This window comes from Rhodococcus pyridinivorans (assembly GCF_900105195.1).
GTDB classification, from domain to species: Bacteria; Actinomycetota; Actinomycetes; order Mycobacteriales; family Mycobacteriaceae; genus Rhodococcus; species Rhodococcus pyridinivorans.
This window is the reverse complement of sequence record NZ_FNRX01000002.1, coordinates 3,188,907-3,213,336: the sequence shown is the minus strand read 5'-3', so window position 1 is coordinate 3,213,336 and position 24,430 is coordinate 3,188,907. Positions and strand designations below refer to the sequence as shown.

Annotated in this window: 24 protein-coding genes and 1 pseudogene; 21 read left to right on the top strand and 4 right to left on the bottom strand. The window is 69.2% G+C overall.

Features of this window, described 5'->3' with window-relative positions; all coding sequences use genetic code 11:
- Positions 1 to 118: 118 nt before the first annotated feature.
- The 3 genes from aspS (at position 119) to BLV31_RS15185 (ending at position 3,725) form a co-directional block, all read left to right on the top strand.
- Positions 119 to 1,906 carry an aspartate--tRNA ligase gene (aspS, locus tag BLV31_RS15195; RefSeq protein WP_064060280.1) on the top strand — a complete coding sequence of 596 codons (1,788 nt, stop codon included), beginning with the start codon at positions 119 to 121 and terminating at the stop codon, positions 1,904 to 1,906.
- 181 nt (positions 1,907 to 2,087) lie between these two features.
- On the top strand, positions 2,088 to 2,357 hold the full coding sequence (locus tag BLV31_RS15190; protein WP_006551422.1) for a DUF4235 domain-containing protein: 270 nt from the start codon (positions 2,088 to 2,090) through the stop codon (positions 2,355 to 2,357).
- A 204-nt stretch (positions 2,358 to 2,561) separates the two neighbouring features.
- A complete protein-coding gene (locus BLV31_RS15185; protein WP_033096583.1) occupies positions 2,562 to 3,725 on the top strand; it encodes a kinase in 1,164 nt (387 codons plus the stop codon).
- Between the two features lie 31 nt (positions 3,726 to 3,756).
- On the opposite strand, the gene BLV31_RS15180 is transcribed toward BLV31_RS15185, so the two are convergent.
- Positions 3,757 to 5,394 (bottom strand): alkaline phosphatase D family protein, encoded by a 1,638-nt coding sequence (locus tag BLV31_RS15180; protein ID WP_064060340.1) that lies wholly within the window; start codon positions 5,392 to 5,394, stop codon positions 3,757 to 3,759.
- A 95-nt stretch (positions 5,395 to 5,489) separates the two neighbouring features.
- Here BLV31_RS15180 and BLV31_RS15175 point away from each other — a divergent pair, with 95 nt between their 5' ends.
- The 8 genes and pseudogenes from BLV31_RS15175 to BLV31_RS15140 all read left to right on the top strand — a co-directional run bounded on the left by BLV31_RS15175 (position 5,490) and on the right by BLV31_RS15140 (position 14,972).
- Entirely contained in the window at positions 5,490 to 6,902 is a 1,413-nt protein-coding gene (locus tag BLV31_RS15175; protein ID WP_024100770.1) for a replication-associated recombination protein A, read from the top strand.
- A 138-nt stretch (positions 6,903 to 7,040) separates the two neighbouring features.
- Positions 7,041 to 9,707 carry an alanine--tRNA ligase gene (gene alaS / locus BLV31_RS15170; RefSeq protein WP_064060281.1) on the top strand — a complete coding sequence of 889 codons (2,667 nt, stop codon included), beginning with the start codon at positions 7,041 to 7,043 and terminating at the stop codon, positions 9,705 to 9,707.
- A 2-nt stretch (positions 9,708 to 9,709) separates the two neighbouring features.
- On the top strand, positions 9,710 to 10,228 hold the full coding sequence (gene ruvX / locus BLV31_RS15165; RefSeq protein ID WP_006551427.1) for a Holliday junction resolvase RuvX: 519 nt from the start codon (positions 9,710 to 9,712) through the stop codon (positions 10,226 to 10,228).
- Positions 10,225 to 12,069, top strand: coding sequence for an endolytic transglycosylase MltG (locus BLV31_RS15160; protein WP_064060282.1), 1,845 nt, complete (start codon positions 10,225 to 10,227; stop codon positions 12,067 to 12,069). The genes ruvX and BLV31_RS15160 overlap by 4 nt, the downstream gene beginning before the upstream one ends.
- The gene (locus BLV31_RS15155; RefSeq protein ID WP_064060283.1) at positions 12,059 to 12,913 is read left to right on the top strand and encodes a shikimate dehydrogenase; all 855 of its coding nucleotides are present in this window, start codon (positions 12,059 to 12,061) and stop codon (positions 12,911 to 12,913) included. Before BLV31_RS15160 ends, BLV31_RS15155 begins: the two co-directional genes overlap by 11 nt.
- Positions 12,914 to 12,948: 35 nt before the next feature.
- Positions 12,949 to 13,206 (top strand): annotated as a pseudogene (locus BLV31_RS15150) (acetyl-CoA C-acetyltransferase); the annotation flags it as partial.
- Between the two features lie 148 nt (positions 13,207 to 13,354).
- Positions 13,355 to 13,711, top strand: a complete 357-nt coding sequence (locus BLV31_RS15145; protein WP_019289266.1) for a YciI family protein — start codon at positions 13,355 to 13,357, stop codon at positions 13,709 to 13,711.
- A 13-nt stretch (positions 13,712 to 13,724) separates the two neighbouring features.
- Complete coding sequence (locus tag BLV31_RS15140) at positions 13,725 to 14,972, top strand: RNA polymerase sigma factor (protein ID WP_064060285.1); 1,248 nt, start codon at positions 13,725 to 13,727, stop codon at positions 14,970 to 14,972.
- Here the strand turns inward: BLV31_RS15140 and BLV31_RS15135 are convergent.
- Positions 14,965 to 15,345, bottom strand: a complete 381-nt coding sequence (locus tag BLV31_RS15135; RefSeq protein WP_064060286.1) for a DUF1622 domain-containing protein — start codon at positions 15,343 to 15,345, stop codon at positions 14,965 to 14,967. The two genes, BLV31_RS15140 and BLV31_RS15135, sit on opposite strands and share 8 nt — an antisense overlap.
- 164 nt (positions 15,346 to 15,509) lie before the next feature.
- Here BLV31_RS15135 and BLV31_RS25895 point away from each other — a divergent pair, with 164 nt between their 5' ends.
- From BLV31_RS25895 to aroB, 5 genes are read left to right on the top strand one after another with little or no spacing between them, the layout of a single operon-like run.
- Entirely contained in the window at positions 15,510 to 15,866 is a 357-nt protein-coding gene (locus BLV31_RS25895) for a hypothetical protein (protein WP_367889058.1), read from the top strand.
- Positions 15,797 to 16,126 carry an A24 family peptidase gene (locus tag BLV31_RS15130; RefSeq protein ID WP_307718229.1) on the top strand — a complete coding sequence of 110 codons (330 nt, stop codon included), beginning with the start codon at positions 15,797 to 15,799 and terminating at the stop codon, positions 16,124 to 16,126. Before BLV31_RS25895 ends, BLV31_RS15130 begins: the two co-directional genes overlap by 70 nt.
- Before the next feature lie 48 nt (positions 16,127 to 16,174).
- The gene (gene aroC, locus BLV31_RS15125) at positions 16,175 to 17,362 is read left to right on the top strand and encodes a chorismate synthase (protein WP_064060287.1); all 1,188 of its coding nucleotides are present in this window, start codon (positions 16,175 to 16,177) and stop codon (positions 17,360 to 17,362) included.
- A 4-nt stretch (positions 17,363 to 17,366) separates the two neighbouring features.
- Positions 17,367 to 17,933, top strand: a complete 567-nt coding sequence (locus BLV31_RS15120; protein ID WP_064060288.1) for a shikimate kinase — start codon at positions 17,367 to 17,369, stop codon at positions 17,931 to 17,933.
- Positions 17,930 to 19,039 (top strand): 3-dehydroquinate synthase, encoded by a 1,110-nt coding sequence (gene aroB / locus BLV31_RS15115; RefSeq protein WP_064060289.1) that lies wholly within the window; start codon positions 17,930 to 17,932, stop codon positions 19,037 to 19,039. The genes BLV31_RS15120 and aroB overlap by 4 nt, the downstream gene beginning before the upstream one ends.
- 2 nt (positions 19,040 to 19,041) lie before the next feature.
- Here aroB and BLV31_RS15110 read toward each other — a convergent pair whose 3' ends face one another.
- Positions 19,042 to 19,653, bottom strand: coding sequence for a TIGR03086 family metal-binding protein (locus BLV31_RS15110; protein WP_081263366.1), 612 nt, complete (start codon positions 19,651 to 19,653; stop codon positions 19,042 to 19,044).
- 118 nt (positions 19,654 to 19,771) lie between these two features.
- Positions 19,772 to 20,368: a B-4DMT family transporter gene (locus tag BLV31_RS15105; protein ID WP_024100782.1), complete on the bottom strand. Its 597-nt coding sequence runs from the start codon at positions 20,366 to 20,368 to the stop codon at positions 19,772 to 19,774.
- Positions 20,369 to 20,443: 75 nt separating this feature from the next.
- On the opposite strand from BLV31_RS15105, the gene BLV31_RS15100 reads away from it, so the two are divergent.
- The 5 genes from BLV31_RS15100 to BLV31_RS15080 all read left to right on the top strand — a co-directional run bounded on the left by BLV31_RS15100 (position 20,444) and on the right by BLV31_RS15080 (position 24,413).
- The gene (locus tag BLV31_RS15100) at positions 20,444 to 21,541 is read left to right on the top strand and encodes a M24 family metallopeptidase (RefSeq protein ID WP_006551440.1); all 1,098 of its coding nucleotides are present in this window, start codon (positions 20,444 to 20,446) and stop codon (positions 21,539 to 21,541) included.
- A 34-nt stretch (positions 21,542 to 21,575) separates the two neighbouring features.
- Positions 21,576 to 22,139 carry an elongation factor P gene (gene efp, locus BLV31_RS15095; RefSeq protein WP_006551441.1) on the top strand — a complete coding sequence of 188 codons (564 nt, stop codon included), beginning with the start codon at positions 21,576 to 21,578 and terminating at the stop codon, positions 22,137 to 22,139.
- On the top strand, positions 22,140 to 22,649 hold the full coding sequence (gene nusB, locus BLV31_RS15090; protein ID WP_006551442.1) for a transcription antitermination factor NusB: 510 nt from the start codon (positions 22,140 to 22,142) through the stop codon (positions 22,647 to 22,649). It abuts the gene before it with no gap.
- Positions 22,650 to 22,857: 208 nt separating this feature from the next.
- A complete protein-coding gene (gene pyrR, locus BLV31_RS15085; protein ID WP_024100783.1) occupies positions 22,858 to 23,475 on the top strand; it encodes a bifunctional pyr operon transcriptional regulator/uracil phosphoribosyltransferase PyrR in 618 nt (205 codons plus the stop codon).
- Positions 23,472 to 24,413, top strand: a complete 942-nt coding sequence (locus tag BLV31_RS15080; RefSeq protein WP_016691672.1) for an aspartate carbamoyltransferase catalytic subunit — start codon at positions 23,472 to 23,474, stop codon at positions 24,411 to 24,413. Before pyrR ends, BLV31_RS15080 begins: the two co-directional genes overlap by 4 nt.
- The last annotated feature ends 17 nt before the right edge of the window (positions 24,414 to 24,430 follow it).

Here is a 24,430-nt window from a genome sequence, read left to right as displayed (position 1 = left end):
TCGTCGGATTCGGACAAGCTTGGCACGAACTATTCGGTACGGGTGCGCTCGGGCCGATCGTGTCTTTCGTAGGATTACAGCCGACGAACCCGTCGCTGATCGTTTCGAAAGGAATTCCGTGCTGCGCACCCATCTCGCCGGCTCGTTGCGAGCCGAGCACGCCGAGCAGACAGTCACCCTCACCGGTTGGGTTGCCCGGCGACGCGATCACGGCGGGGTCATCTTCATCGACCTGCGCGACGCCTCGGGTGTCTCGCAGGTGGTCTTCCGCAGCGCCGGCGTCCTCGAGCAGGCGCACCGGCTCCGCGCGGAGTACTGCGTCCGGATCACCGGCAAGGTGGAGGTCCGCCCCGAGGGCAACCAGAACTTCGAGATCCCGACCGGTGCGATCGAGGTCGACGCCTCCGAGCTCGTGGTTCTCAACGAGGCCGCCCCGCTGCCGTTCCAGCTCGACGATCAGGTCGGCGAGGAAGCGCGCCTGAAGTACCGCTACCTGGATCTGCGTCGCGAGAAGCCGGGCAAGACCATCCGTCTGCGCAGCAAGGTCAACGCTGCTGCCCGCGCGGTGCTCGCCCACCACGAGTTCGTGGAGGTCGAGACCCCGACCCTCACCCGCTCCACGCCGGAGGGTGCGCGCGACTTCCTGGTCCCGGCCCGCCTGCAGCCCGGTAACTTCTACGCTCTGCCGCAGTCCCCGCAGCTGTTCAAGCAGCTGCTCATGGTCGGTGGCATCGAGCGCTACTACCAGATCGCCCGCTGCTACCGCGACGAGGACTTCCGCGCCGACCGTCAGCCCGAGTTCACCCAGCTCGACATCGAGATGGCGTTCGTCAATCAGGACGACGTGATCCTCCTCGCCGAAGAGGTGCTGCACGCGTTGTGGCGCCTGGTGGGCTACGAACTCGAGACCCCGATCCCGCGGATGACCTACGCCGAGGCCATGCGCCGTTTCGGCACCGACAAGCCGGATCTGCGTTTCGGCATCGAACTCGTGGAGTGCAAGGAGTTCTTCAAGGACACCACCTTCCGCGTCTTCCAGGCCGAGTACGTCGGTGCCGTCGTCATGCCCGGTGGCGCGAGCCAGCCGCGTCGTCAGCTCGACGCATGGCAGGAGTGGGCCAAGCAGCGCGGTGCCAAGGGTCTCGCCTACGTGCTCGTCGGTGAGGACGGCACGTTGAGCGGTCCGGTCGCCAAGAACCTCACCGACGCCGAACGCGAGGGTCTCGCCGCGCACGTGGGCGCGAACCCCGGCGACTGCATCTTCTTCGCCGCCGGTCCCACCAAGCAGATGCGTGCACTGCTCGCCGCCGCCCGCGACGAGATCGCCCGCAAGCTCGATCTGATCGATCCGAACGCATGGGCGTTCGTGTGGGTGGTCGACGCCCCGCTGTTCGAGCCGGCGGCCGACGCGACCGCGAGCGGTGATGTGGCCCTCGGTCATTCGGCGTGGACCGCGGTGCACCACGCGTTCACCTCGCCCAAGCCCGAGTACATCGACACCTTCGATACCGATCCGGGTTCGGCGCTGGCGTACGCCTACGACATCGTCTGCAACGGCAACGAGATCGGTGGCGGCTCGATCCGTATCCACCGCCCCGACATCCAGGAACGGGTGTTCAAGGTGATGGGCATCTCGGAGGAGGAAGCGAACGAGAAGTTCGGCTTCCTGCTCGAGGCGTTCAAGTACGGCGCGCCCCCGCACGGCGGCATCGCCTTCGGCTGGGACCGTATCACCGCGCTGCTCGCCGGGATGGACTCGATCCGCGAGGTCATCGCGTTCCCCAAGTCCGGTGGCGGTGTCGATCCGCTGACCGATGCACCCGGCCCGATCACGCCGGAGCAGCGCAAGGAGACAGGCATCGACTTCGTGCCCGAACCCGAGACCGAGGGCGCTGACAAGGCCTGATCACCCGTAGCTGTCGATGGCGCGGTGTCGCCCGTCTCCGGACGGGGGCACCGCGCCGTCGTGTGTGCCGTCCGGTGGTGCTCCCGAGTGAGGTTCGTGGGCCCGATGAGGTTTGTGAGGATCCTGCCCGGGTACTCCGTCGGTCCGGCGCCAACGGGGGCGACGGATCGAGGAGGTATCCATGGCCGACGCACGCGTGATCTTCTACAAGCCGCTCGCTCTCGCAGCCAGTGTGGGAGGAGGCATCCTCGCCGGAGCCGTCTTCAACCAAGTGTGGAAGAAGGTCGGCGGCAGTGACGAACGGCCCGAACCTCAGGATCTGTCGCAGCGCACCCGGGACGTGCTGATCGCGGCCGCCCTCCAGGGTCTGATCTTCGGTGTCGTGAAGGCTGCGGTAGATCGTGGCACCGCCCGTGGTTTTCAGAAGGTGACACACGTTTCACCGGAATGATCGTGACGTGTCCCGATCGTGATCGGCGTCCGAGGAGCGGAGCGGCCGGGGCGCGGACGGGGACACACCCGGATGAACAGCGATTTCCCCTCGCAAAGCAGACAAAAGTGACCTGGTGGGCCGGGCACGGGTGAAGAAGGTCCTGCTCGATCCGAGCATTGTGGAGGACCTCGTCGTGACCGAGAACCTGTAGATTGGGCAGTGATGACCGCAACATTGGCAGACCCCGTGTCCGAGGTGGTTCACGCCGCCGAAGCGCTGCTCACCCGCCGTACCGGCGCCACGGTGACCCTGACCGATCCGGTGGATCTCGGGGGCAGTGGCCGCTCGATGGTCGTACGGGTACGAGTGGCCGCCAATCCGTTCTCGCTCCCGCGCACTCTTGTCCTCAAGCAGGTACCGCCCTCGCGTGGCACCGGCCACGTCGACTTCCGCGGTTCCGAGACGGACGAGCAGATCGCCTTCCTCCGCGAGGCGGTCTCCTACCAGTTCACGACGGCCCTCGCGAAGGATCACCGTCCGGGTGCCGAACTGCTCGCCTACGACTTCGACGCTCGCCTGCTGGTCCTCAGCGACCTCGGCGACGCGACCACCCTGTCGGAGGTGCTCCGCAACAGTTCCGAGGCCGCCGGGAACACCCTGATGGCCCTGGCTCAGGCACTCGGACGCATGCATGCGGCGACCGTCGGCCGCGAGGAGGACTTCGCGGCGCTGCTGCGTCGCGCCGACGTCGCGCGGGTCGCCGACGCCGTGTCCCAGCAGGCCCTCGATGCCGTGCGGGGTGTGCCCGAGCTCCTCGAGGCCGACTTCGGCCTGTCGGTGCCCGAGTCGGTACGCGAGCGTGCCGAGCGGGCGTCCAAGCTGTTCACCGGCGGGCGTTTCCGGGCCTTCAGCCCGTCCGACCTGTGCCCCGACAACATCGTGGTCGGCGACGAGGGTGTGCAGTTCCTCGACTACGAATGGGGCGGCTTCCGCGACGCGACCCTGGACATCGCATACGCCCTCAGTTCCTTCCCGCTGTGCCTGTGCTCGGTGCCGCTGTCCGTCGATCGCATCCGTGCGATGGCCGACGCGTGGCGCGCCGAGGTCGTCGCCATGTGGCCGCAGCTGGCCTACGACGAGGTGCTCGAGGAGCGGCTGCTCGACGCACTGCTCGCGTGCATCTGGCTGAGCACGCACCTGTTCCTGCCCGAGGACCATGCCCGGATCGCCTCGGTACGCGAACACGGACTGTCTGTGCCGCGCATCCCCGCGCTCCGCGCCCGTTGGTCGCTGCTCGCCGAGTTCGCCACCGCGACAGGCCACGACGACGTCGCCGCGCACGCCCGCGACGTGCTCGCCCACCTCGAGGACCGCGCCGCCGGCTAGAGCGACCGATCCGCCAGGTGCCGACCGGCGTCTACACCAGCGGAGCGGCGGGTTCGATCCTCGTCGCGCCGTCGGCCACCCGGTATCCCACGGCGCGGCGCGCGTCCGTGTTCGGATCCGTGCGGTCGCCGATGAAGAACCACTCCATCTGCGTCGCCTCGGGAGTCACGTCGAGCACCCCGTAACCGTGCGAATCGAGTTCGACGAACCGCACGTGCCGGTTGGCCGCGGTCGCCGTCGCCTCCAGCGCGGGCGACAGGCTCCGCGGAGGCACACCGAGCAACTCGTCGATGTTCGCCGACGTCACCGACGGAACCACGAACTCCGTGGCGACGGTGCCGGCACCCGGATAGTCGGCGGCGTCCACCGGGACGTCCATCGCCCACGAGGTGTGGATGTCGCCCGTGAGGAAGACGACGTTGCGCAGTCCCGCCGCCGTGATGGTGTCGATCAACCGTCGACGGTCCGCGGTGTAACCGTCCCACTGGTCGGTGTTGAAGGGCAGACCTCCAGCCGGCACTCCGACGAGTTCGGTCAGTGCTCCGGTAGTCCGCGGATCGAGGGGCGGCAACACGATCGGCGAGAACATCACCGAATTGCCGATCAACTGCCACCGGGTGGGGGAGCTCGCCAGGCCTGCGGTGAGCCACTCCATCTGGTCCCGTCCGGTCATCGTGCGACTCGGATCGTCGACCTGCCGTCCGGTTCCGAGGACCTGCTCGGAGCGATAACTCCGCAGATCCAGCATCGACAGTTCGGCGAGCCGTCCGTACCGCAGGCGCCGGTAGAGCCGTCCGCCGTTCGGGCGAACCGGCATCCACTCGTCGTAGGCCTGCACCGACGCGGCCTTGCGGGGGGCCCAGTCGCCCTCGACGAGGGGATCGTGATTCTCCGCCCCGCCCGCCCAGGCGTCGTTCGCCGACTCGTGGTCGTCCCAGATCACGATCCACGGCACCTTCGCGTGCAGCGACTGCAGGTTCGGATCGGTCTTGTACTGCGCATGCCGGATGCGGTAGTCGGCGAGACTCACGATTTCGTGGGCGGGCTCGTGCGTCCGAACTCCGCGGCCACCGGCGACGGGGAACTTCCCGGCCGCGTACTCGTACAGATAGTCGCCGAGGTGCACCACGGCGTCGAGATCGTCGCGTGCGGCGAGGTGGCGGTAGGAGGAGAAGAAACCGCCCTCCCAGTCGGCGCACGACACGACCCCGAAGCGCAGGCGTGCGACCGCAGCGTCGGGCGAGGGCGCGGTGAACGTCCTGCCGGTCGGGGAGATGGCACCGCCGGCGCGGAATCGATAGAAGTAGGTCGTGCCCGGTACGAGCCCGCGGGCGTCGACCTTGACCGTGTGGTCGGAGACGGAACTCGCTGTCACCGTCCCACTCGCGACCAGCGTGTCGAAGCTGTTGCTGCGGGCGAGTTCCCAGGTGACCGGGACGTCCGGTCCCGCGCCCGAGCCGGGTGCCGCCTGCGGCGAGGGTGTGACCCGCGTCCATAGGATCACCGCGTCGGGCAACGGATCTCCCGATGCCACGCCGTGCGCGAAGACGGCGGGAGATGCCTGCGCGTGCTGCGAGGTCGAGGCGAAGGCCGCCGCACCGGCGGCGAGAATCGACGACCGGAGCACGGCGCGGCGGGACACATGTTCGGCGGTCGGTGTCGTGGGCACGATCAAGATCCGACCACACGGTCGGTCATCCGTCCATGCGAACGACGAACACCGCCGCCGACCGGGCGTCGGTGCGAGCTTGTAGCGTCGGATGCGTGAGTGATCTTTTCGGGGCGAACGACCCGTCTGCCGAACCGGACGCCCTGTTCGAGGCGCCACGCGAACCGGAACCCGAGGACGAACCGCAGGTCCGCCGGCAACCCGTCGCGGCCGGCGGCGCGAACGCGCCGCTCGCTGCGCGCATGCGACCGGCGAGTCTCGACGAGGTGGTCGGGCAACAGCACCTGCTCGAACCGGGAGCACCGCTGCGGCGGCTCGTCGAGGGATCGGGAGCCGCCTCCGTCGTGCTCTACGGTCCGCCCGGCACTGGGAAGACGACCCTGGCCTCACTGATCTCCGGAGCCACCGGACGCCGGTTCGAAGCGCTGTCCGCCCTGTCCGCGGGCGTCAAGGACGTGCGTGCCGTCATCGACCTGGCACGTCGGCGCCTCACCCACGGCGAACAGACCGTGCTGTTCATCGACGAGGTCCACCGCTTCTCCAAGACCCAGCAGGACGCGCTGCTCGCCGCCGTCGAGAACCGCATCGTGCTGCTCGTCGCCGCGACGACCGAGAACCCGTCGTTCTCCGTGGTCGCCCCGCTGCTGTCGCGCTCGCTGGTGCTGCAGTTGCAGCCGCTCGGGCCCGACGACATCCGGGCACTGCTCGAACGTGCGCGCACCGACGCCCGTGGACTCGCCGGTGCGGTCGAGATCGACGACGACGCCCTCGACCACCTCGTCCGGCTCGCCGGGGGCGACGCCCGCCGTGCCCTGACGGCGCTCGAGGCCTCCGCCGACACGGCGCTCGCCGTCTCCGGTGGCGACGCGGCCGTCATCGACCTCGCGACCGTGGAGTCGAGCATCGACGAGGCCGCCGTGCGCTACGACCGCGACGGCGACCAGCACTTCGACGTCGCAAGCGCCTTCATCAAGTCGCTGCGCGGCTCCGACGTCGACGCGGCCCTGCACTATCTGGCCCGGATGATCGTCGCGGGGGAGGACCCGCGCTTCATCGCTCGCCGCCTGATGATCCAGGCCAGTGAGGAGGTGGGCATGGCCGATCCCACCGCCCTGCAGACGGCGGTCGCCGCAGCGCAGGTCGTGCAGCAGGTCGGGATGCCCGAAGCCCAGCTCGCGCTCGCGCAGGCCACCATCCATATCGCCACCGCACCCAAGTCGGGCTCGGTGACCGCCGCGCTCGGCGCCGCGATCGCCGACGTGAAGGCGGGCAGGGCCGGTCCGGTGCCCGCCCATCTGCGCGACGGTCATTATCAGGGCGCGCAGAAGCTCGGCAACGCGATCGGCTACAAGTTCCCGCACGCGCACCCGGACGGCGTGCTCGCGCAGCAGTACGCCCCGGACGAGCTGGTCGGCGTCGACTATTACGAGCCGACCGGTCGCGGTGTGGAACGGGAGCTGTCGGCCCGCCTGCCCAAGCTGCGCCGCATCGTGCGCGGTGAGCGGTGACGCCCTCCGCCGAGTACTCACGGCGCCGTACCGCGGCCGCTTTCGGCGGCGCGATAAGCTGAAGAACGGCCGATCGACAGGGTCGACCGCCCGTCCCGGGAAGTTCACACCATCGCCAGACCACAAAGGACCATCGACGTGCAGACCCACGAGATCCGCAGGCGCTTTCTCGATCACTTCGTGAAGGCGGGACACACCGAGGTGCCCAGCGCGTCGCTGATCCTCGCCGATCCCAACCTGCTGTTCGTCAACGCCGGCATGGTCCCGTTCGTGCCCTACTTCCTCGGGCAGCAGACCCCGCCCTACACCCGCGCCACGTCGGTGCAGAAGTGCGTGCGCACCCTCGACATCGAGGAGGTCGGCAAGACCACCCGCCACAACACCTTCTTCCAGATGGCCGGCAACTTCTCGTTCGGCGACTACTTCAAGGAAGAGGCCATCACCTTCGCGTGGTCGCTGCTCACCGGATCCGTCGAGGACGGCGGCTACGGAATCGACCCCGAGAAGTTGTGGGCGACGGTCTATCTCGACGACGACGAAGCGTTTTCGATCTGGCGCGACAAGGTCGGCGTGCCCGAGGAACGCATCCAGCGTCGCGGCATGAAGGACAACTACTGGTCGATGGGCATCCCCGGGCCGTGCGGTCCGTGCTCCGAGATCTTCTACGACCGCGGCCCCGCCTACGGCGTCGAAGGCGGCCCCGAGGCCGACGAGGACCGCTACATCGAGATCTGGAATCTCGTGTTCATGCAGAACGAGCGCGGTGAGGGTGGTGCCAAGGACGACTACCCGATCCTCGGCCCGCTGCCGAAGAAGAACATCGACACCGGCATGGGTGTCGAACGCGTCGCCTTCCTGCTCCAGGGCGTCGAGAACGTCTACGAGACCGACCTGCTGCGCCCCGTGATCGACAAGGCCGCCGAACTCACCGGCGCCGTCTACGGCGCGAAGCACGACGACGACGTGCGCTTCCGCGTGATCGCCGACCACGCCCGCACCGCGGCGATGCTCATCGTCGACGGCGTCAACCCCGGCAACGACGGCCGCGGCTACGTGCTGCGCCGCCTGCTCCGCCGCATCGTGCGCTCGGCGCGTTTGCTCGGCGCCGACAAGCCCACCATGCGCGAGTTCATGGCGGTCGTGCGCGACACCATGGCCCCGTCCTATCCCGAATTCGACACCGACTTCTCGCGTATCGAGACCGTCGCGGTGGGCGAGGAGACGGCCTTCCTCAAGACCCTCGGTACCGGCAGCAAGCTGTTCGAAGGCGCTGTAGAGACCGTGAAGTCGCAGGGTAGGAATGTGCTCGGTGGCACGGAGGCGTTCACCCTCCACGACACCTACGGGTTCCCGATCGACCTCACCCTCGAGATGGCGGCCGAGGCGGGCCTGACCGTCGACGAGGAGGGCTTCCGATCGCTCATGGCCGAGCAGCGCCAGCGCGCCAAGGACGACGCCCGGGCCCGCAAGCACGCCCACGCCGACCTGACCGTCTACAAGGAACTCCTCGACCGCGGTCCCACCGAGTTCACCGGTTTCAGCGAGCTGGTGACCGAGGCGCACGTGCTCGCCGTCATCACCGGTGGCGAGCGCCTGCACGCGGCGGGCGCGGGCCAGCAGGTCGAGCTGATCCTCGATCGCAGCCCCCTCTACGCGGAGTCCGGCGGCCAGATCGCCGACATCGGCAGCATCACCGGCCCGGGCCTGAAGATCAAGGTCGACGACGTCCAGAAGATCGCCAAGCAACTGTGGACCCACAAGGTCACGGTGCTCGAGGGCCAGGTCGTCGAAGGCGACGCCGTCCTCGTGCAGGTCGATCCCGAGTGGCGCAAGGGCGCCACCCAGGGCCACTCCGGCACCCACCTGGTCCACGCCGCGCTGCGCGAGGTGCTCGGCCCCAACGCCGTGCAGGCCGGTTCGCTCAACAAGCCCGGCTACCTGCGCTTCGACTTCTCGTGGCCCGGCGCCCTGTCCGAGCAGCAGAAGCAGGACATCGAGGCCGTCACCAACGAGGCCGTCGCGGCGAACTATCCCGTCAACACCTTCGTCACCGACCTCGACAAGGCAAAGAAGATGGGCGCGATGGCCCTGTTCGGCGAGAACTACGGCGACGAGGTCCGCGTCGTCGAGATCGGCGGCCCGTTCTCGATGGAGCTGTGCGGCGGCACGCATGTGCAGCACTCCTCGCACGTCGGCACCGTCACGCTCCTCGGTGAGCAGTCCGTCGGTTCCGGCATCCGCCGCGTCGAGGCGTACGTCGGTCTCGACTCGTACCGCCACCTGGCGAAGGAACGCGCGCTGCTCGCGGGCCTGTCCTCGACCCTGAGGGTTCCCTCCGAGGAGGTGCCCGGACGTGTCGAGGCCCTGCTCGATCGGCTCAAGGCCGCCGAGAAGGAACTCGAGAAGACCCGCGCCGCGAACGTCGCCGCCGCAGCCGGAACGTACGCGGGCAAGGCGCAGCGCGTCGGTGACGTGCTCGTCGTGGCCGAGGCCGCCCCGGAGGATGTCGCCGGCAACGACCTGCGCACACTCGCATCCGACGTCCGTGGCCGGCTCGGCACCGAGCCCGCCGTGGTGCTGCTGCTCGGCAACGCCGGCGGCAAGGTGCCCTTCGTCGTGGCCACCACCAAGGCTGCGCAGGAGAAGGGCATCAAGGCAGGCGACCTCGTCGCGAGCTTCGGTCCCGCGATCGGTGGTCGCGGGGGCGGCAAGCCCGACATGGCTCAGGGCGCAGGGGCGGATCCGGCCGGTATCCCGGCCGCACTCGATGCTTTCCGTGCCCGTCTGAGCGAGCTGGCCGGCTGAGCGTGGCCGAACCGCTGCGCCCCGATCGTCCCGGAGTGGACGATCCCGGCCGTGGTCGCCGCATCGCAGTCGACGTCGGGAGCGTCCGGATCGGGGTCGCCTCCAGCGACCCCGACGGGATCCTCGCCACCCCGGTCGAGACGGTGCCGCGGTCCAAGGAACGCGGACCCGACGCACCCGATATCCGGCGCATCGTCGAGATCGTTAGGGAATACGAGGCTGTTGAGGTTATCGTCGGGCTGCCGCAGACACTGCGCGGTGAGCCCGGCAAGGCTGCGAAACTGGCGAGCGACTTCGCGCGTCGACTTCGCCGTGCCTTACCCGACGTTCCCGTGCGCCTGGCCGACGAACGTTTCACGACGGTCACTGCGGCGCGCGCCCTCCGCGAGAGCGGGGTGAGTGCGCGAGGTGCGCGGCCGGTCATCGACCAGGCCGCCGCCGTGGCCATCTTGCAGGGTTGGTTGGACGAGCGGAGTTCGGTAGTGAACGAGTCGGGGCGTGACGCGGGGGACAGCCGGTGAGCCGGCACGGACGACACGACGACCATTCGGAGAACGCACGGCAGGATCTGTTCGCGGATCCCTACGCCGGTGGGTACACGGAACCTCCAGTGGATCGCACCGGATCCGAGAATCCGTATCGATCCGGATCCGAGGATCCGTATCGATCAGACCCGCGTTACCGGTACGACGATCCGTACGCATCCGACCCTCGAGGTCACGATGCATACGGGCACGACCCGTACGGCAACGACTCCCACGGCTGTGATCCGTACGGCGGTGGTGGATACGAGGGCGTCCCGAGTGGGCACCCGGAGGCCCGTCGACCCGATCCCGACGATCACGAGACCACGGTCCTGAACTTCGAGCCGGGTGTATTCGATGGCCCGCCGCCCGGTCACGCCGAACAGGGTTACGGCGAGCAGGGCTATGCCGAGCAGGGCTACGGCGACGGGGGCTACGCAGGATCCGGGTACGAGTACGAGGGGTCCATCGGCGCCGATCGCGGACACGCTCCGGCCGATCACCCCGACGGGGGACATCTCGACGAAGAGTACCCGGGCGGATACTCCTACGCCGCACGCGACGCGAGCCGTGACGACGACCCCGCCGACGACGCGGTCGCAGCGGAGGAGATTACCGCCGAGCAGCGTGCGGTCCCCCTCGCGGTCGGTGGTTCGGAACGCGCCGCACGCCGTGATCCGAAGGCGAGCGGGCGTAAGAAGCGCGGACGTGTCGTAGGTGCGCTCGCCGCCGCGGTGCTCCTGCTCGTCGTCGTGGGTGGCGGCTATCTCGCCTACGACCGGTTCCTCGGCACCGATCTTCCGCCGGACTTCACCGGACCTCCCGGACCGGCCGTCGTCGTCCGGGTCAACCCGGGCGAGACCGCCGGGGAGATCGGCAGCGAGTTCGTCGACAAGGGTGTCGTCGCGAGTTCCGCCGCCTTCTACGAAGCGGCCGTGCAGAACTCGGGGATGAATTCGCTGCAACCAGGCTTCTACCAGGTGGCCACCAACATCCCGGCTGTCGACGCCGTCGCGGCCCTCGTCGACCCGGCCAGCCGGGTCGGTGCGCTCGTGATCTCCGAGGGACGTCAGCTCCACGACATCCGCGACGTCAACACCGGTGCCGTCCGCAAGGGCATCTACACGCTCATCGCCGAGGCGAGCTGCCACGGCGATCCGGCCGCCGAGAACTGCGTCACCTACGAGGAACTCGACGCGGCCGGGGCCACCCCGGACCTGCAGGCACTCGGAGTTCCGGAATGGGCACGCGACGCGGTCGCGAACGTGCCCGACCGCAGGCGGCAGCTCGAAGGCCTCATCGCCGCGGGCAGCTGGGATTTCGATCCGACGGCCGAACCCGTCGAGATCCTGGCTCGCCTCGTGTCGGAAAGTGCTGCCAGCTACGACGCGACGGGGATCACCGACGCGGCCGCACGGGTGGGGCTGACCCCGTACGAGATGCTCATCTCTGCATCGCTCGTCGAACGCGAGGCTCTGCCACAGGATTTCGCGAAGGTCGCGCGCGTGATCCTCAACCGCCTCGACATCGACCAGATGCTCCAGTTCGATTCGACCGTCAACTACGAACTCGACGAGACCGAACTCGCGACCACCGACGCCGACCGCGCGCGGGTGACCCCCTGGAACACCTACGCCATGGTCGGTCTTCCGGCGACGCCCATCTCGTCACCGAGCATCGGTGCGCTGCAGGCGATGGAGAACCCGGAACCGGGGGAATGGATCTACTTCGTGACGATCGACGACAAGGGCACCACGCTCTTCGCGAATTCCTACGAGGAGCACCTGCAGAACACCGAACTGGCACTCGCGAGCGGGATCCTCGACAGTGGCCGCTGATCCGAACGGAGGTGTCCGGAGGGCCGCGGTCCTCGGGAAACCCATCGCGCACTCGAAGTCGCCCTTGTTGCATCTCGCGGCGTACCGGGCACTCGGGCTGACCGAGTGGACCTACGAACGCATCGAATGCACCGGTGAGCAGCTGCCGGGCCTCGTGTCCTCGCTCGGTGAGGAATGGGTGGGTCTGTCCGTCACGATGCCCGGTAAGTTCGCGGCTCTCGAGTTCGCCACCGAACGCACCGAGCGGGCCGTGAGGATCGGCTCGGCGAACACCCTCGTGCGCATCGAGAACGGGTGGCGTGCCGACTGCACCGACGTCGACGGCGTGTCCGGAGCACTGCGCTCGGCCGGCGTCGGCGATCTGTCCGGCGCGTCGGCGGTCGTCGTCGGCTCGGGTGGTACCGCGCGGCCGGCGCTCGTCGGTCTCACCGACCTCGGTGTGCGCTCGGTGACTGTGGTCGCGCGGTCCGAGCAGAAAGCCCGCGCGACGTTCGATTGTCTCGGCGACGACATCGAGGCTCGGTGGTTGACGTTCGACGCACCCGAATTGGCCCGGGTCTGCGCCGAGGCCGGTGCGCTCGTGAGCACCGTGCCCGCACCCGCGGCAGCGCCGTACACAGAAGCTCTCGCGCAGGCGCCGTGCATCCTCGATGCAATCTACGACCCTTGGCCCACGCCGCTGGCGACAGCGGCCGAGGCACGCGGTGTCCGCGTCGTCAGCGGTCTGCACATGCTCCTGAACCAGGCCTTCGGGCAGGTCGAGCAGTTCACGGGGCTGCCCGCGCCGCGCGCGGAGATGGCGCGCGCCGTCGGGCTCGATCTGAACTCTCCGCACCCGGCCTGAGAACCCGGTACGACGGGGCGCGGCCCCACCAGGACATCGGCGTCTTCGAGGTCGACGAGGCGTTCGCTCCGGTGCCCATGGCGTGGCAGAAGGAGATCGGCGCACCCGAGGACAAGCTCAACCCCAACGGTGGTGCGATCGCTCTCGGTCACCCGCTCGGGGGTTCCGGTGCCCGCATCCTCACCGACATGATCTTCCACATGCGCCGTACTAACCTCCGGTACGGCCTGCAGACGATGTGCGAGGGCGGTGGCCAGGCCAACGCCACCATCGTCGAACTCGTCGCGCAGTAGGCCGCACCCGACACCGTCCGCTGTCCACCTGCGATGCCTGAGCGGGTGGGCAGCGGATTTCTCCGCGCAGGTGTCGAATCGGCGCCCTACCGTTCGTATAGAGGGTGAGAGGCCGGAGCCGCCGGCCGCCGAGGGGAAGGACCCCGCCATGGCGCAGTACCTGCTGAGCATCTACCAGCCCGACGGTGAACCGCCGTCACCGGAGTTCCTCGAACCGATCATGAAGAAGGTCGCGGCGTGGCAGAACGAGATCCGGGAGGCAGGGGTCTGGGTGTTCTCCGGCGGCCTTCACCCTCCGGATACGGCGACGGTCGTGCGCACGGACGAGGGGTGCACGGCGACGACCGACGGTCCGTACATCGAGGGCAAGGAGCATCTCGGTGGCTTCGACGTCATCGACGTGCCCGACCTCGACGAGGCGCTGAGGTGGGCGCGCGGTCTTGCCGACGCCACCACACTGCCCATCGAGGTGCGGCCCCTGGCGTTCGGCTCCTGCGCCGGATGACGTGCGAAGCTCGATGACCGGGCCGTCCACCGCCGACATCGCACGTGCCTTCCGTGAGGAATACGGCAGGGCGATCGCCGTGCTCACCCGCGTCCTCGGCGACCTCGACGCCGCCGAGGACGCGGTGCAGGACGCCTTCTCGATCGCCGTCGAACGGTGGCCCGGGGAGGGGATCCCGCCGAGCCCGGCCGGGTGGATCATCACCACCGCCCGTCGCCGGGCGATCGACAGGGCACGGCGGGAGGCCGCACGTCCGATCAAGCACGCCGAGGCGGACCTGCTCTACCCGACATCCGACGACGCGTTCGACTCCGGAGCGGTCGTCCCGCCCGAGATCCCCGACGATCGCCTCCGTCTGATCTTCACCTGTTGTCACCCGGCGCTCGCGCCTGCGTCGCGGGTCGCGCTGACACTGCGGCTGCTCGGCGGGCTGACCACCGCGCAGATCGCCCGAGCCTTCCTCGTGCCGGAAACGACTATGGGGCAACGGATCTCCCGAGCCAAGGGGAAGGTCCGCGACGCGCGCATCCCGTTCCGCATCCCGTCCCCGGACGAGTTTCCCGAACGTCTCGACGCGGTGCGTTCCGTGCTTTATCTCGTGTACACGGAGGGCCACACGACGAGCGCCGGACCCGAACTCGTCGACACGGACCTGTGTTCGGAGGCGGTGCGGCTGGCGCGTGTGCTGGCCGGGCTCGTTCCCGACGATCCCGAGACCACGGGACTTCTCGCCCTGATGCTCCTCGGCGAATCCCGACGCGCCGCGCGGACAGGACCCGGCGGCGACCTCGTCCTGCTCGCAGATCAGGACCGCTCGCGGTGGGACCGCGCGCTGATCGACGAAGGGCAGGCGCTCGTGCGGCGCACCCTGCGCTGGAACAGGCCGGGGCCCTACCAGATCCAGGCCGCGATCGCTGCGGTGCACGCGGACGCGCCCACCTTCGAGGACACCGATTGGGCGCAGATCGTCGCGCTCTACGACCTGCTGATGGCCGCGGATCCCACACCGGTCGTCGCGTTGCACCGGGCCGTCGCACTCGCCGAAGTGGAGGGTCCCGCAGCGGCTCTCGGGATCGTCGACCGCCTCGACCTCGAGCGGTACCACGTCTTCCACGCCGTCCGGGCCGACCTGCTCGCCCGCCTCGGCCGGCTCACCGAGGCGAGTGAGGCATACGCCACCGCCGCGGCGCGGACGGAGAACGCCATCGAGCGCGCGCATCTGCTGCGCCGGCGGGACGAGGTCCGGGACGCGCTCAGGTAGCCGGCGTCGTGCCGGTCGTCGTCTCGGCGTCGGGAGCCGAACGCTGCCACGGCCACCGGCCGTCGATCTCCAGCTGCAGCGACCAGCTCAGGAAGGTGCGGATGAGCACGATGACCGCCAGCACACCCACCGATGTGAAGGTCGGCGTGACGGCGACGGTCTTGATGATGTCGGCGGCGACCAGGAATTCGAGGCCGAGCAGGATCGACCGGCCGAGATTGCGCCGGTACGGCTCGTAGATCTCCGAACCCGGTCCGCGCCGCCGCGCGGTCGCCGCGATCCACGTCGCCGCCAATGCGCCGATCACCATGACGCCGACTCCGACGACGTCGATGGCCGTGCCCACGTGTTCGAGCAGCGACGAAATCTCCATTCGACCAGAACCTTCCGACCGGAACCGACAGACTCCGGCAATCCTCGCAGGACGATCGCCGCACTGTGCGGCTTTGTCCACAGGAGACGTGCCTGTCCACAGGACCGGGCCGGACACCGCGCGAACGCCCTGCCGGCGAGTGTGGATGGGGGATGCTCCGGGTCGTGGCAGGGGAGACGGTGGGTGAGCTCGCGATGGTGGTTCTCGGCGTGGGCGTGGGAGCGATCGTGCGCGTGGTGGCGGGAAGAACGGCCGGTCGTCGGCCGCTGCCGGGTTCGTGCGAGGCGGCATGCGCGGCAGCCGCACTCGTCGCGGTCTCGATCACCACGGGCGCGGCGGTCGTCGGAGCAGCGATGTTCGGATGGTGGTGCGTGTGCCTGAGCGCCGTGGACCTGCTCGTGCGGCGTCTGCCGAACGTGCTGACGCTCGGGGAGCGGGCACGATCCTCGGCGTGGCCGCGGCGACGGGGCACGGCCGGGCGGCGTTCGCCGGTGCACTTCTGCTCGCGGCACCGTTGTTGATCACCCACCTCGCGGTGCCGCGGTCGGTGGGTGCGGGCGACGTCAAACTCGCCCTCGGGCTCGGTGCCGTCACCGGACTCGCCGGCCCCTCGGCGGTGCTCCTCGGTGCACTGCTCCCATCCGTCCTCACCGCAGGTGCGTCCCTGTTTCTGCGGCTCCGGGAGGCCCGCCGCGGGGGTGTGCGTGCCGCTCCGCGCGTGCTTCCGCACGGACCGTCGATGTGCGCCGCCGCGGCGCTGGCGGTGATCTCGACGGGTTGACCAGGGGCGGCATGTCGAGTCGGCGGACGAACATGGAAGGATGGACCTGTGCTGCGTTGGATAACTGCTGGAGAATCCCATGGTCCCGCTCTCGTCGCGATGCTCGAGGGGATGGTCGCCGGAGTCGAGGTGACGTCGAACGACATCTCGGAGCAACTCGCGCGACGGCGACTGGGCTACGGCCGCGGCGCACGCATGAAGTTCGAGGCCGACAAGGTCACCGTGATCGGTGGCGTCCGGCACGGACGCACCCTGGGCGGCCCGATCGCGATCGAGATCGGCAACACCGAATGGCCCAAGTGGGAAACCATCATGGCCGCCGACCCGGTCGATGCCGAACTGCTCGAAGGTCAGGCGCGCAACGCGCCGCTGACCCGTCCCCGCCCCGGCCACGCCGACTTCGCGGGCATGCTCAAGTACGGCTTCGACGACGCGCGTCCCGTCCTCGAGCGCGCCAGCGCCCGGGAGACCGCAGCACGCGTGGCGGCCGGCACGGTTGCCCGGAACTTCCTGCGCCAGGCGTTCGGCGCCGAGGTCGTCTCGCATGTCATCTCCATCGGCGCATCCGATCCCTATGTCGGCCCCGAACCCGGTGCCGACGATCTCGCCGCGATCGACGCGAGCCCAGTGCGTGCCTACGACAAGGCCACCGAGGAATCCATGATCGCCGAGATCGAGGCCGCCAAGCGCGACGGCGACACCCTCGGCGGAATCGTCGAGGTCGTGGTGCACGGGCTGCCCGTGGGCCTCGGTTCGTTCGTCAGCGGTGCCGATCGCCTCGACGCGCGACTGGCCGCGGCCCTCATGGGGATCCAGGCCATCAAGGGTGTCGAGGTCGGCGACGGCTTCGAGACCGCGCGTCGCCGCGGCAGCGCTGCCCACGACGAGATGAAGCCCGGCCTCGACGGTGTGCTCCGCTCGAGCAACCGCGCCGGCGGCATCGAAGGTGGCATGACCAACGGTGAGGCCCTGCGCGTGCGGGCGGCGATGAAGCCGATCTCGACCGTGCCGCGCGCCCTGTCGACGGTCGACATGACCACCGGCGACGAGGCCGTCGCGATCCACCAGCGTTCCGACGTGTGCGCGGTGCCCGCGGCGGGTGTCGTCGCCGAGGCGATGGTCGCCCTCGTCGTCGCGCAGGCCGCCCTCGAGAAGTTCGGCGGCGACTCGCTCGCCGAGACCGTGAGCAACATCGACCACTACCTGAAGGGCATCGCGGCGCGGCCGCCGCGGTGATCGCATGTCGCCTCGCCTGGTACTCATCGGCCCGCCGGGAGCGGGCAAGTCGACGATCGGTCGTCGGGTCGCGAACGCGCTCGAGCTGCCGTTGCTCGACACCGACGCCGAGATCGAGCGTGTGACCGGCCGGACCATCCCCGACATCTTCTCCCAGGACGGCGAACCGGCCTTCCGGGAGATCGAGGAGGAGTTCGTCGCGCGCGCCCTCGACACCCACGACGGTGTGGTGTCCCTGGGCGGGGGAGCGATCCTTTCGGAGCGCACCCGCGCGCGACTGGCCGGACACACCGTCGTCTATCTCGAGATCAGCGTGGCGGAAGGACTGCGTCGCACCGGCGCGGTCGGCGCCGCCGGAACCAGGCCGTTGCTGGCCGGTGGTGATCCGGCCCAGAAATACCGCGACCTCATGCGTCGCCGCCGCCCGCTGTACCGGCAGGCGGCGACCATCCGGGTGCGCACCGACGGCCGCAGCCCCGGGCGGGTCGTCCAGCAGGTGCTCGCCAAACTCGAAGCGGCGGACGCCGCGACCAGCCAGACCATCAGCGAGGATCGGAGCCCCACACCGTGACCGAACCGGTACGCATCGACGTCGAGACCGCCCAGCCCTATCCGGTGATCATCGGCCGGGGACTGCTCGGTGACGTCGTCGAAGAACTGTCCGGCACGCGGACCGTCGCGATCTTCCACCAGCCGACGCTCACCGCGACGGCCGACGCCGTGCGGGAGGCGCTCGCCGAGACCGGCATCGACGCCCACCGCATCGAGATCCCCGACGCCGAGGACGGCAAGGAGCTGGCCGTCGCCGGATTCTGCTGGGAGGTGCTCGGCCGCATCGGCTTGACCCGTTCGGACGCCGTCATCAGCCTCGGCGGCGGTGCCGCCACCGACCTCGCGGGTTTCGTGGCCGCGACGTGGATGCGCGGCGTGCGGGTCTACCACATCCCCACCACGCTGCTGGCGATGGTCGACGCCGCGGTGGGCGGCAAGACCGGCATCAACACCGAGGCGGGCAAGAACCTCGTCGGTTCGTTCCATGAGCCCTCGGCGGTCTTCGTCGACCTCGCGACCCTCGAGACGGTGCCGCGCAACGAGATCGTGGCCGGACTCGCCGAGGTGATCAAGACCGGCTTCATCGCCGATCCGGTGATCCTCGACCTGATCGAGGAGAACCCCGAGGCCACGCTCGATCCTGCCGGGACGGTGCTGCCCGAGCTGATTCGGCGATCGGTCGAGGTCAAGGCGAAGGTGGTCGCGGCCGACCTCAAGGAGTCGAGCCTGCGCGAGATCCTCAACTACGGTCACACCCTCGGCCACGCCATCGAGCGTCGCGAGCGGTACCGCTGGCGCCACGGCGCCGCCGTGTCGGTGGGCCTGGTCTTCGCGGCCGAACTCGGCCGGCTTGCAGGGCGTCTCGACGACGCCACCGCCGACCGGCACCGCGCGATCCTCGAATCCGTCGGCCTGCCCACCACCTACGATCCCGACGCCTTCGCCGATCTGCTCGCGGGCATGCAGACCGACAAGAAGAACCGTGCCGGCATGCTTCGGTTCGTCGTCCTCGACGGACTTGCGAAGCCCGGCAGGCTCGAGGGACCCGACCCGACCCTGCTCGCGGCGGCCTACTCCGAGGTCGCGCGACAGGGCAAGGCCGATGCGGGAACCGTGCTGCTCTAGCGTCACCCGGCCGATGCGGGCGGTCTCCACGACGGGTCGCGCCCGGTCAGTCCGATCAGGCGGTCCAGCGGCGGAGCGTCGTCGCCCACCCGGACGGCCGGACCGAACAGGCCGCCCCCGTCGGCGACGCGTTCCTCGTCGGTGATGCTCTCCGCGAATGCGGTACACGCGGCGATTTCGTCGGGCTCGCAGGAGTACTGCTGTCCCGTGGCCACGGCGAGGTCCCAGCCGTGGACGACGAGTTCGTCGAGCGTGACGAGTCCGGCGACCGGCGCGGGCAGGTCGAGGCCGCCCGCGCGCGTCATGCCCTCCCAGGCTGCGGGATCGCTCCACGTTCGGCGGAGGTCGCCGAGCCGGTCGGGAACGAGACGTCGCCAGTCCGGCGGCAGTTCGCTCGTGAGCTGCGGGGGAGTGTCGGTGTGCGGGCCGATGTCCTTGCGCGCCGCGGCCGTGAACGCAAGGGACAGGCCCAGCACGTGGTCGACGAGCGCACCGACGGAGGTCTCGGAACACGGTGTGGGCCCCGGCAACTGGGCGTCGTCGATCCCCGCCAGGATGCGCTCCATCCGGCGGGTCGCGGGAGTCAGGTCGAGCGTCTCGGTGATGTCGGTCATGGTCGGCTCCTCGGGGTCGGCTACCTCTACTGACCGTCACAACTCGGAAAACTGAGCACCCGCCCCCGGATGTGCGGCGGCGGGTGGTCTCACTGCTGTGGGTCTCACTACTCGGGTCTCACTGTTTCGGATCGACCCTCGGGAACACCTCGGTGGGCGAGTCGTCGCTGCGCCAGGCGGGATCGGTCTGCTGCGCGGAGTTCGCGGGAGCGGAACCCGCGGCCGCTCCGACGCCTGCGGGCGCGTGGTGATCGCGGTGGACCGACCAGTCGTCGTCGCGGGCGGCCTTGCGCTCGTTCCGGCGCGCGAAGAACCGGCCCAGCGTCACCGCCGCCATCGCCGGCAGGAATACCAGAAGCACGGTGAACGCGGCACCGGAGGTGATCTCGAAGAACAGGGACGTCACACCCACCGGCATCGGGGTGACGGTGTCGACGAGCCAGGTGAGGACCCCGCCGACCAGGCCGGTGACCGCACCGGCGGCGAGCCAGCGCATCGTCAGGTCGTCGCCCTCGTCGGCGTCGGGATGGGCGCGGTGGTCGCGGATGCCGTCGAGACCGGCCCAGACGAACGCTGCGACGACCACCACGGCGAAGCCCAGCCAGCGCAGTACCGATCCCTGCAACGGCCACTGGATGAGAGCGGCACCGAGCAGGACGCGCACGACCACGTGGACCAGGGCGAGCCCGAGTCCGCGGAGCAACCAGGGTTTCATGTACCTCAGCGTAACGGGTGGCGAAGCCGACAGTGTGTCCCGTCCCACAGCCGTGATCGCGGTAGGTTGAGCGATATGTCTGCCGACCACGCCTCCCGCCGTCGAGCGCTGCGTGCGCTGCTCGCCGAACGCGAACTCGATGCGCTGCTGGTGACCGATCTGACCGGTATCCGCTACCTCACGGGCTTCACGGGATCCAACGCGGCGCTGATCGTCTCCACCGAGGACGACGAGAACGAGACGCGCACCGTCATCTGCACCGACGGCCGCTACGTCACGCAGGTGGGGGAGCAGGTCCCCGACCTGCGGGCCGTGATCGCCCGGTCGTCGGCCGCCCACCTCGTCACCGAGTTCGGAACAGGTTCTGCGCGTTGGGGATTCGAGAGTCACGTCGTCACGGTCGACGAACGGTCGCGGTGGGGCGAGCTCGGCGTGTCCGTCCGCTTCGTTCCCGCTCCCGGGCTCGTCGAACACCTGCGGGCCGTGAAGGACGAACACGAGATCGGTCTGTTGCGCGAGGCATGCGGTGCGGCCGATCGCGCACTGGCGGACCTCATCGCGGCGGGCGGTCTGCGTCCGGGTCGAACCGAGAAGGAGGTCGCCCGCGACCTCGAATGGCGCATGTTCGAGCACGGTGCCGACGGCATCTCCTTCGAGACGATCGTCGCCGCCGGTGCCAATTCGGCGATCCCGCACCATCGCCCGACCGGCGCGGTCCTCGCGGAGGGCGACTTCGTGAAACTCGACTTCGGGGCGCAGATCGGCGGTTACCACTCCGACATGACGCGCACCTACGTGCTGAGCCGCGTCGCGGACTGGCAGCGCGACCTGTACGAGCTGGTCCTGCGCGCGCAGCAGGCCGGACGCGAGGCGCTCGCGCCCGGTGTCGACTGCGCCGCGGTGGACGCCGCCGCGCGCACCGTGATCGCCGAAGCCGGCTACGCCGACCTGTTCCTGCACGGGCTGGGCCACGGAGTCGGCCTCGAGATCCACGAAGCGCCCGGAATCGGCGCCGCGGCGACCGGTACACTTGTCGCCGGTGCGGCGGTGACCGTCGAGCCGGGCGTGTACTTCTCGGGGCGCGGAGGCGTGCGGATCGAAGACACGCTCGTGGTGCGGGAGCATACTCCGGAGTTGCTCACGCTCACCGACAAGACATTGACCGTCATTTGAGGGCGGTTCCTCGACCCTAGGAGACACGAACCAAGTGGCTGACACCAGTGACTTCAAGAACGGCCTCGTTCTGAAAATCGACGGACAGCTCTGGCAGATCATCGAGTTCCAGCACGTCAAGCCGGGCAAGGGTCCTGCTTTCGTGCGCACGAAGCTCAAGAATGTGACGTCGGGCAAGACCGTCGACAAGACCTGGAATGCCGGTGTCAAGGTCGAGACCGCCACCGTCGATCGCCGCGACATGACCTACCTCTACAACGACGGCACCGACTACGTCTTCATGGACGGCGAGACCTACGACCAGATCACCATCTCGCCCGAACTGCTCGGCGACAGCGCCAACTTCCTGCTCGAGAACATGCCCGTGCAGGTCGCCACGCACGAGGACGTCCCGCTGTTCGTCGAGCTCCCGGTCACGGTCGAGCTCGTCGTCCAGCACACCGATCCGGGCCTGCAGGGCGACCGCTCCACCGGCGGCACCAAGCCCGCGACCCTCGAGACCGGCGCCGAGATCCAGGTTCCGCTGTTCATCAACACCGGCGACAAGCTCAAGGTCGATTCCCGCGACGGCAGCTACCTCGGGCGAGTGAATTCCTGAGTGTCCGGTAACCAGAAGAAGCTCGGGGCCCGCCACAAGGCCCGCAAGCGCGCCGTGGACCTGCTCTTCGAGGCCGAGGCCCGCGACGTGCACCCCGTCGACCTCGCCGCCGATCGCGTCGAACTCGCGATCGACGACGACCAGGTCGCGCCGGTGCCGGCATACGCGCAGACCATCATCCGCGGTGTCGCCGACAACCTCGACGAGACCGACCGAGTGATCGCCGATCACCTGCACGAATGGACGCTGGACCGCCTTCCCGCCGTCGACCGCGCGATCCTGCGCATCGCGGTGTGGGAGCTCTTCCACGCGACCGACGTGCCGCCCGTGGTGGCCGTCGACGAGGCGGTCGAGCTGGCGAAGCAGCTGTCCACCGACGATTCGCCGGCCTTCGTCAACGGGGTGCTGGGTCAGATCGTCACTGTCGCCGACCAGGTGCGTGCAGCAGCCGCTGCCACCCTCGCCCGGCCGGCGCAGGAGTCGCAGGATCAGGGCTCGAACGAGTCCTGACTTCGTCACCCTTCTCGGGTGAGCGACGACACGAGGCACCGTGAGCGGGCCCGGTGGGAAGACTCCCGCCGGGCCCGCTCACGCATCCGGGCCTGTGTTGCGCTTCACCCGTCATCCGTGCCGAGGCGGACGTCGACGCTGATAGGCTCGACAACTGTCAGGCATCCTTTAACGATCCGTCCAGTGAGGCGGAGAAGGAGGTCGCTGTATGGCCGTGTCCGAGGACGGGTCCACAGCTTCTACCCCCACTACGTCCTCCGGTACCGGCGTGCCGGCGCGTGAGCTGCTCTCCGCTGCCGACGTCCACCGGACGATCTCCCGTATCGCACACCAGATCATCGAGAAGACCGCTCTCGACACCCCCGAGGACGCACCGCGTGTCGTACTCCTGGGCATCCCGACCCGCGGGATCACCCTCGCCCAGCGCCTCGCCGACCGCATCGAGGAATTCGCCGGCGTCCGTGTCCCGGTCGGCTCGCTCGACATCACGCTCTACCGCGACGACCTCCGCACGAAGCCGCACCGCCCGCTGGAGCGCACCTCGGTGCCCGAGGGCGGAGTCGACAACACCCTCGTCGTCCTCGTCGACGACGTCCTGTTCTCGGGACGCTCCGTCCGCGCCGCGCTCGACGCCCTGCGCGATCTCGGACGACCCCGCGCGGTGCAACTCGCGGTCCTCGTCGACCGCGGCCACCGCGAACTGCCGCTGCGGGCCGACTACGTCGGCAAGAACGTCCCCACCGCGCGCAGCGAGGACGTCCGCGTGCTGCTGACCGAACACGACGGGCGCGACGCCGTCGAGATCTCCGGAGGCAAGTCCCAGTGAAACACCTGCTCACCATCGCGGATCTGACGAAGGACTCCGCGACGGGGCTTCTCGACGAGGCCGAGCGGTTCGAGCAGGCACTGCTCGGGCGTGAGGTGCGCAAGCTCCCCACGCTGCGCGGCCGCACCATCATGACCGTCTTCTACGAGAACTCCACCCGCACCCGCGTGTCCTTCGAGGTCGCCGGCAAGTGGATGAGCGCTGACGTCATCAACGTCTCGGCGTCCAGTTCGTCGGTGAAGAAGGGCGAATCGCTGCGCGACACCGCGCTGACCCTGCACGCCGCCGGCGCCGACGCGCTGGTGGTCCGTCACTCCGCCTCCGGTGCCGCGCACCGGATCGCGCAGTGGACCAACGAATCCGGCTCCGGACCGGCCGTGGTCAACGCCGGCGACGGTACCCACGAACATCCCACTCAGGCGTTGCTCGACGCGCTCACCCTGCGCCAGCGTCTCGGCTCGATCGAAGGCCGCCGGATCGGCATCGTCGGCGACGTGCTGCACAGCCGTGTCGCCCGGTCGAACGCGCTGCTGCTGAGCATGCTCGGCGCCGAGGTCGTGCTCGTCGCTCCCCGCACCCTGCTGCCGGTGGGAGTGGAGACCTGGCCGGTGACGGTCGCCGATTCGCTCGAAGCCGAACTTCCCACCCTCGACGCGGTCATGATGCTGCGGGTGCAGGCCGAGCGCATGAACGGCGGGTTCTTCCCGTCCGCCCGCGAGTACTCGATTCGATACGGACTCAACGCCAAGCGCGCGGCATTGCTGCCGGAGCACGCCGTGATCCTGCATCCGGGTCCGATGCTCCGGGGCATGGAGATCGGTTTCCCGGTCGCAGACGCCCCGCAGAGCGCGGTGCTGCAACAGGTGAGCAACGGTGTCCACGTGCGGATGGCGGTGCTCTTCCGCCTGCTCGTGGGGACGGAAGGGAACCTGTCGTGACCCACACTTCCCACCCG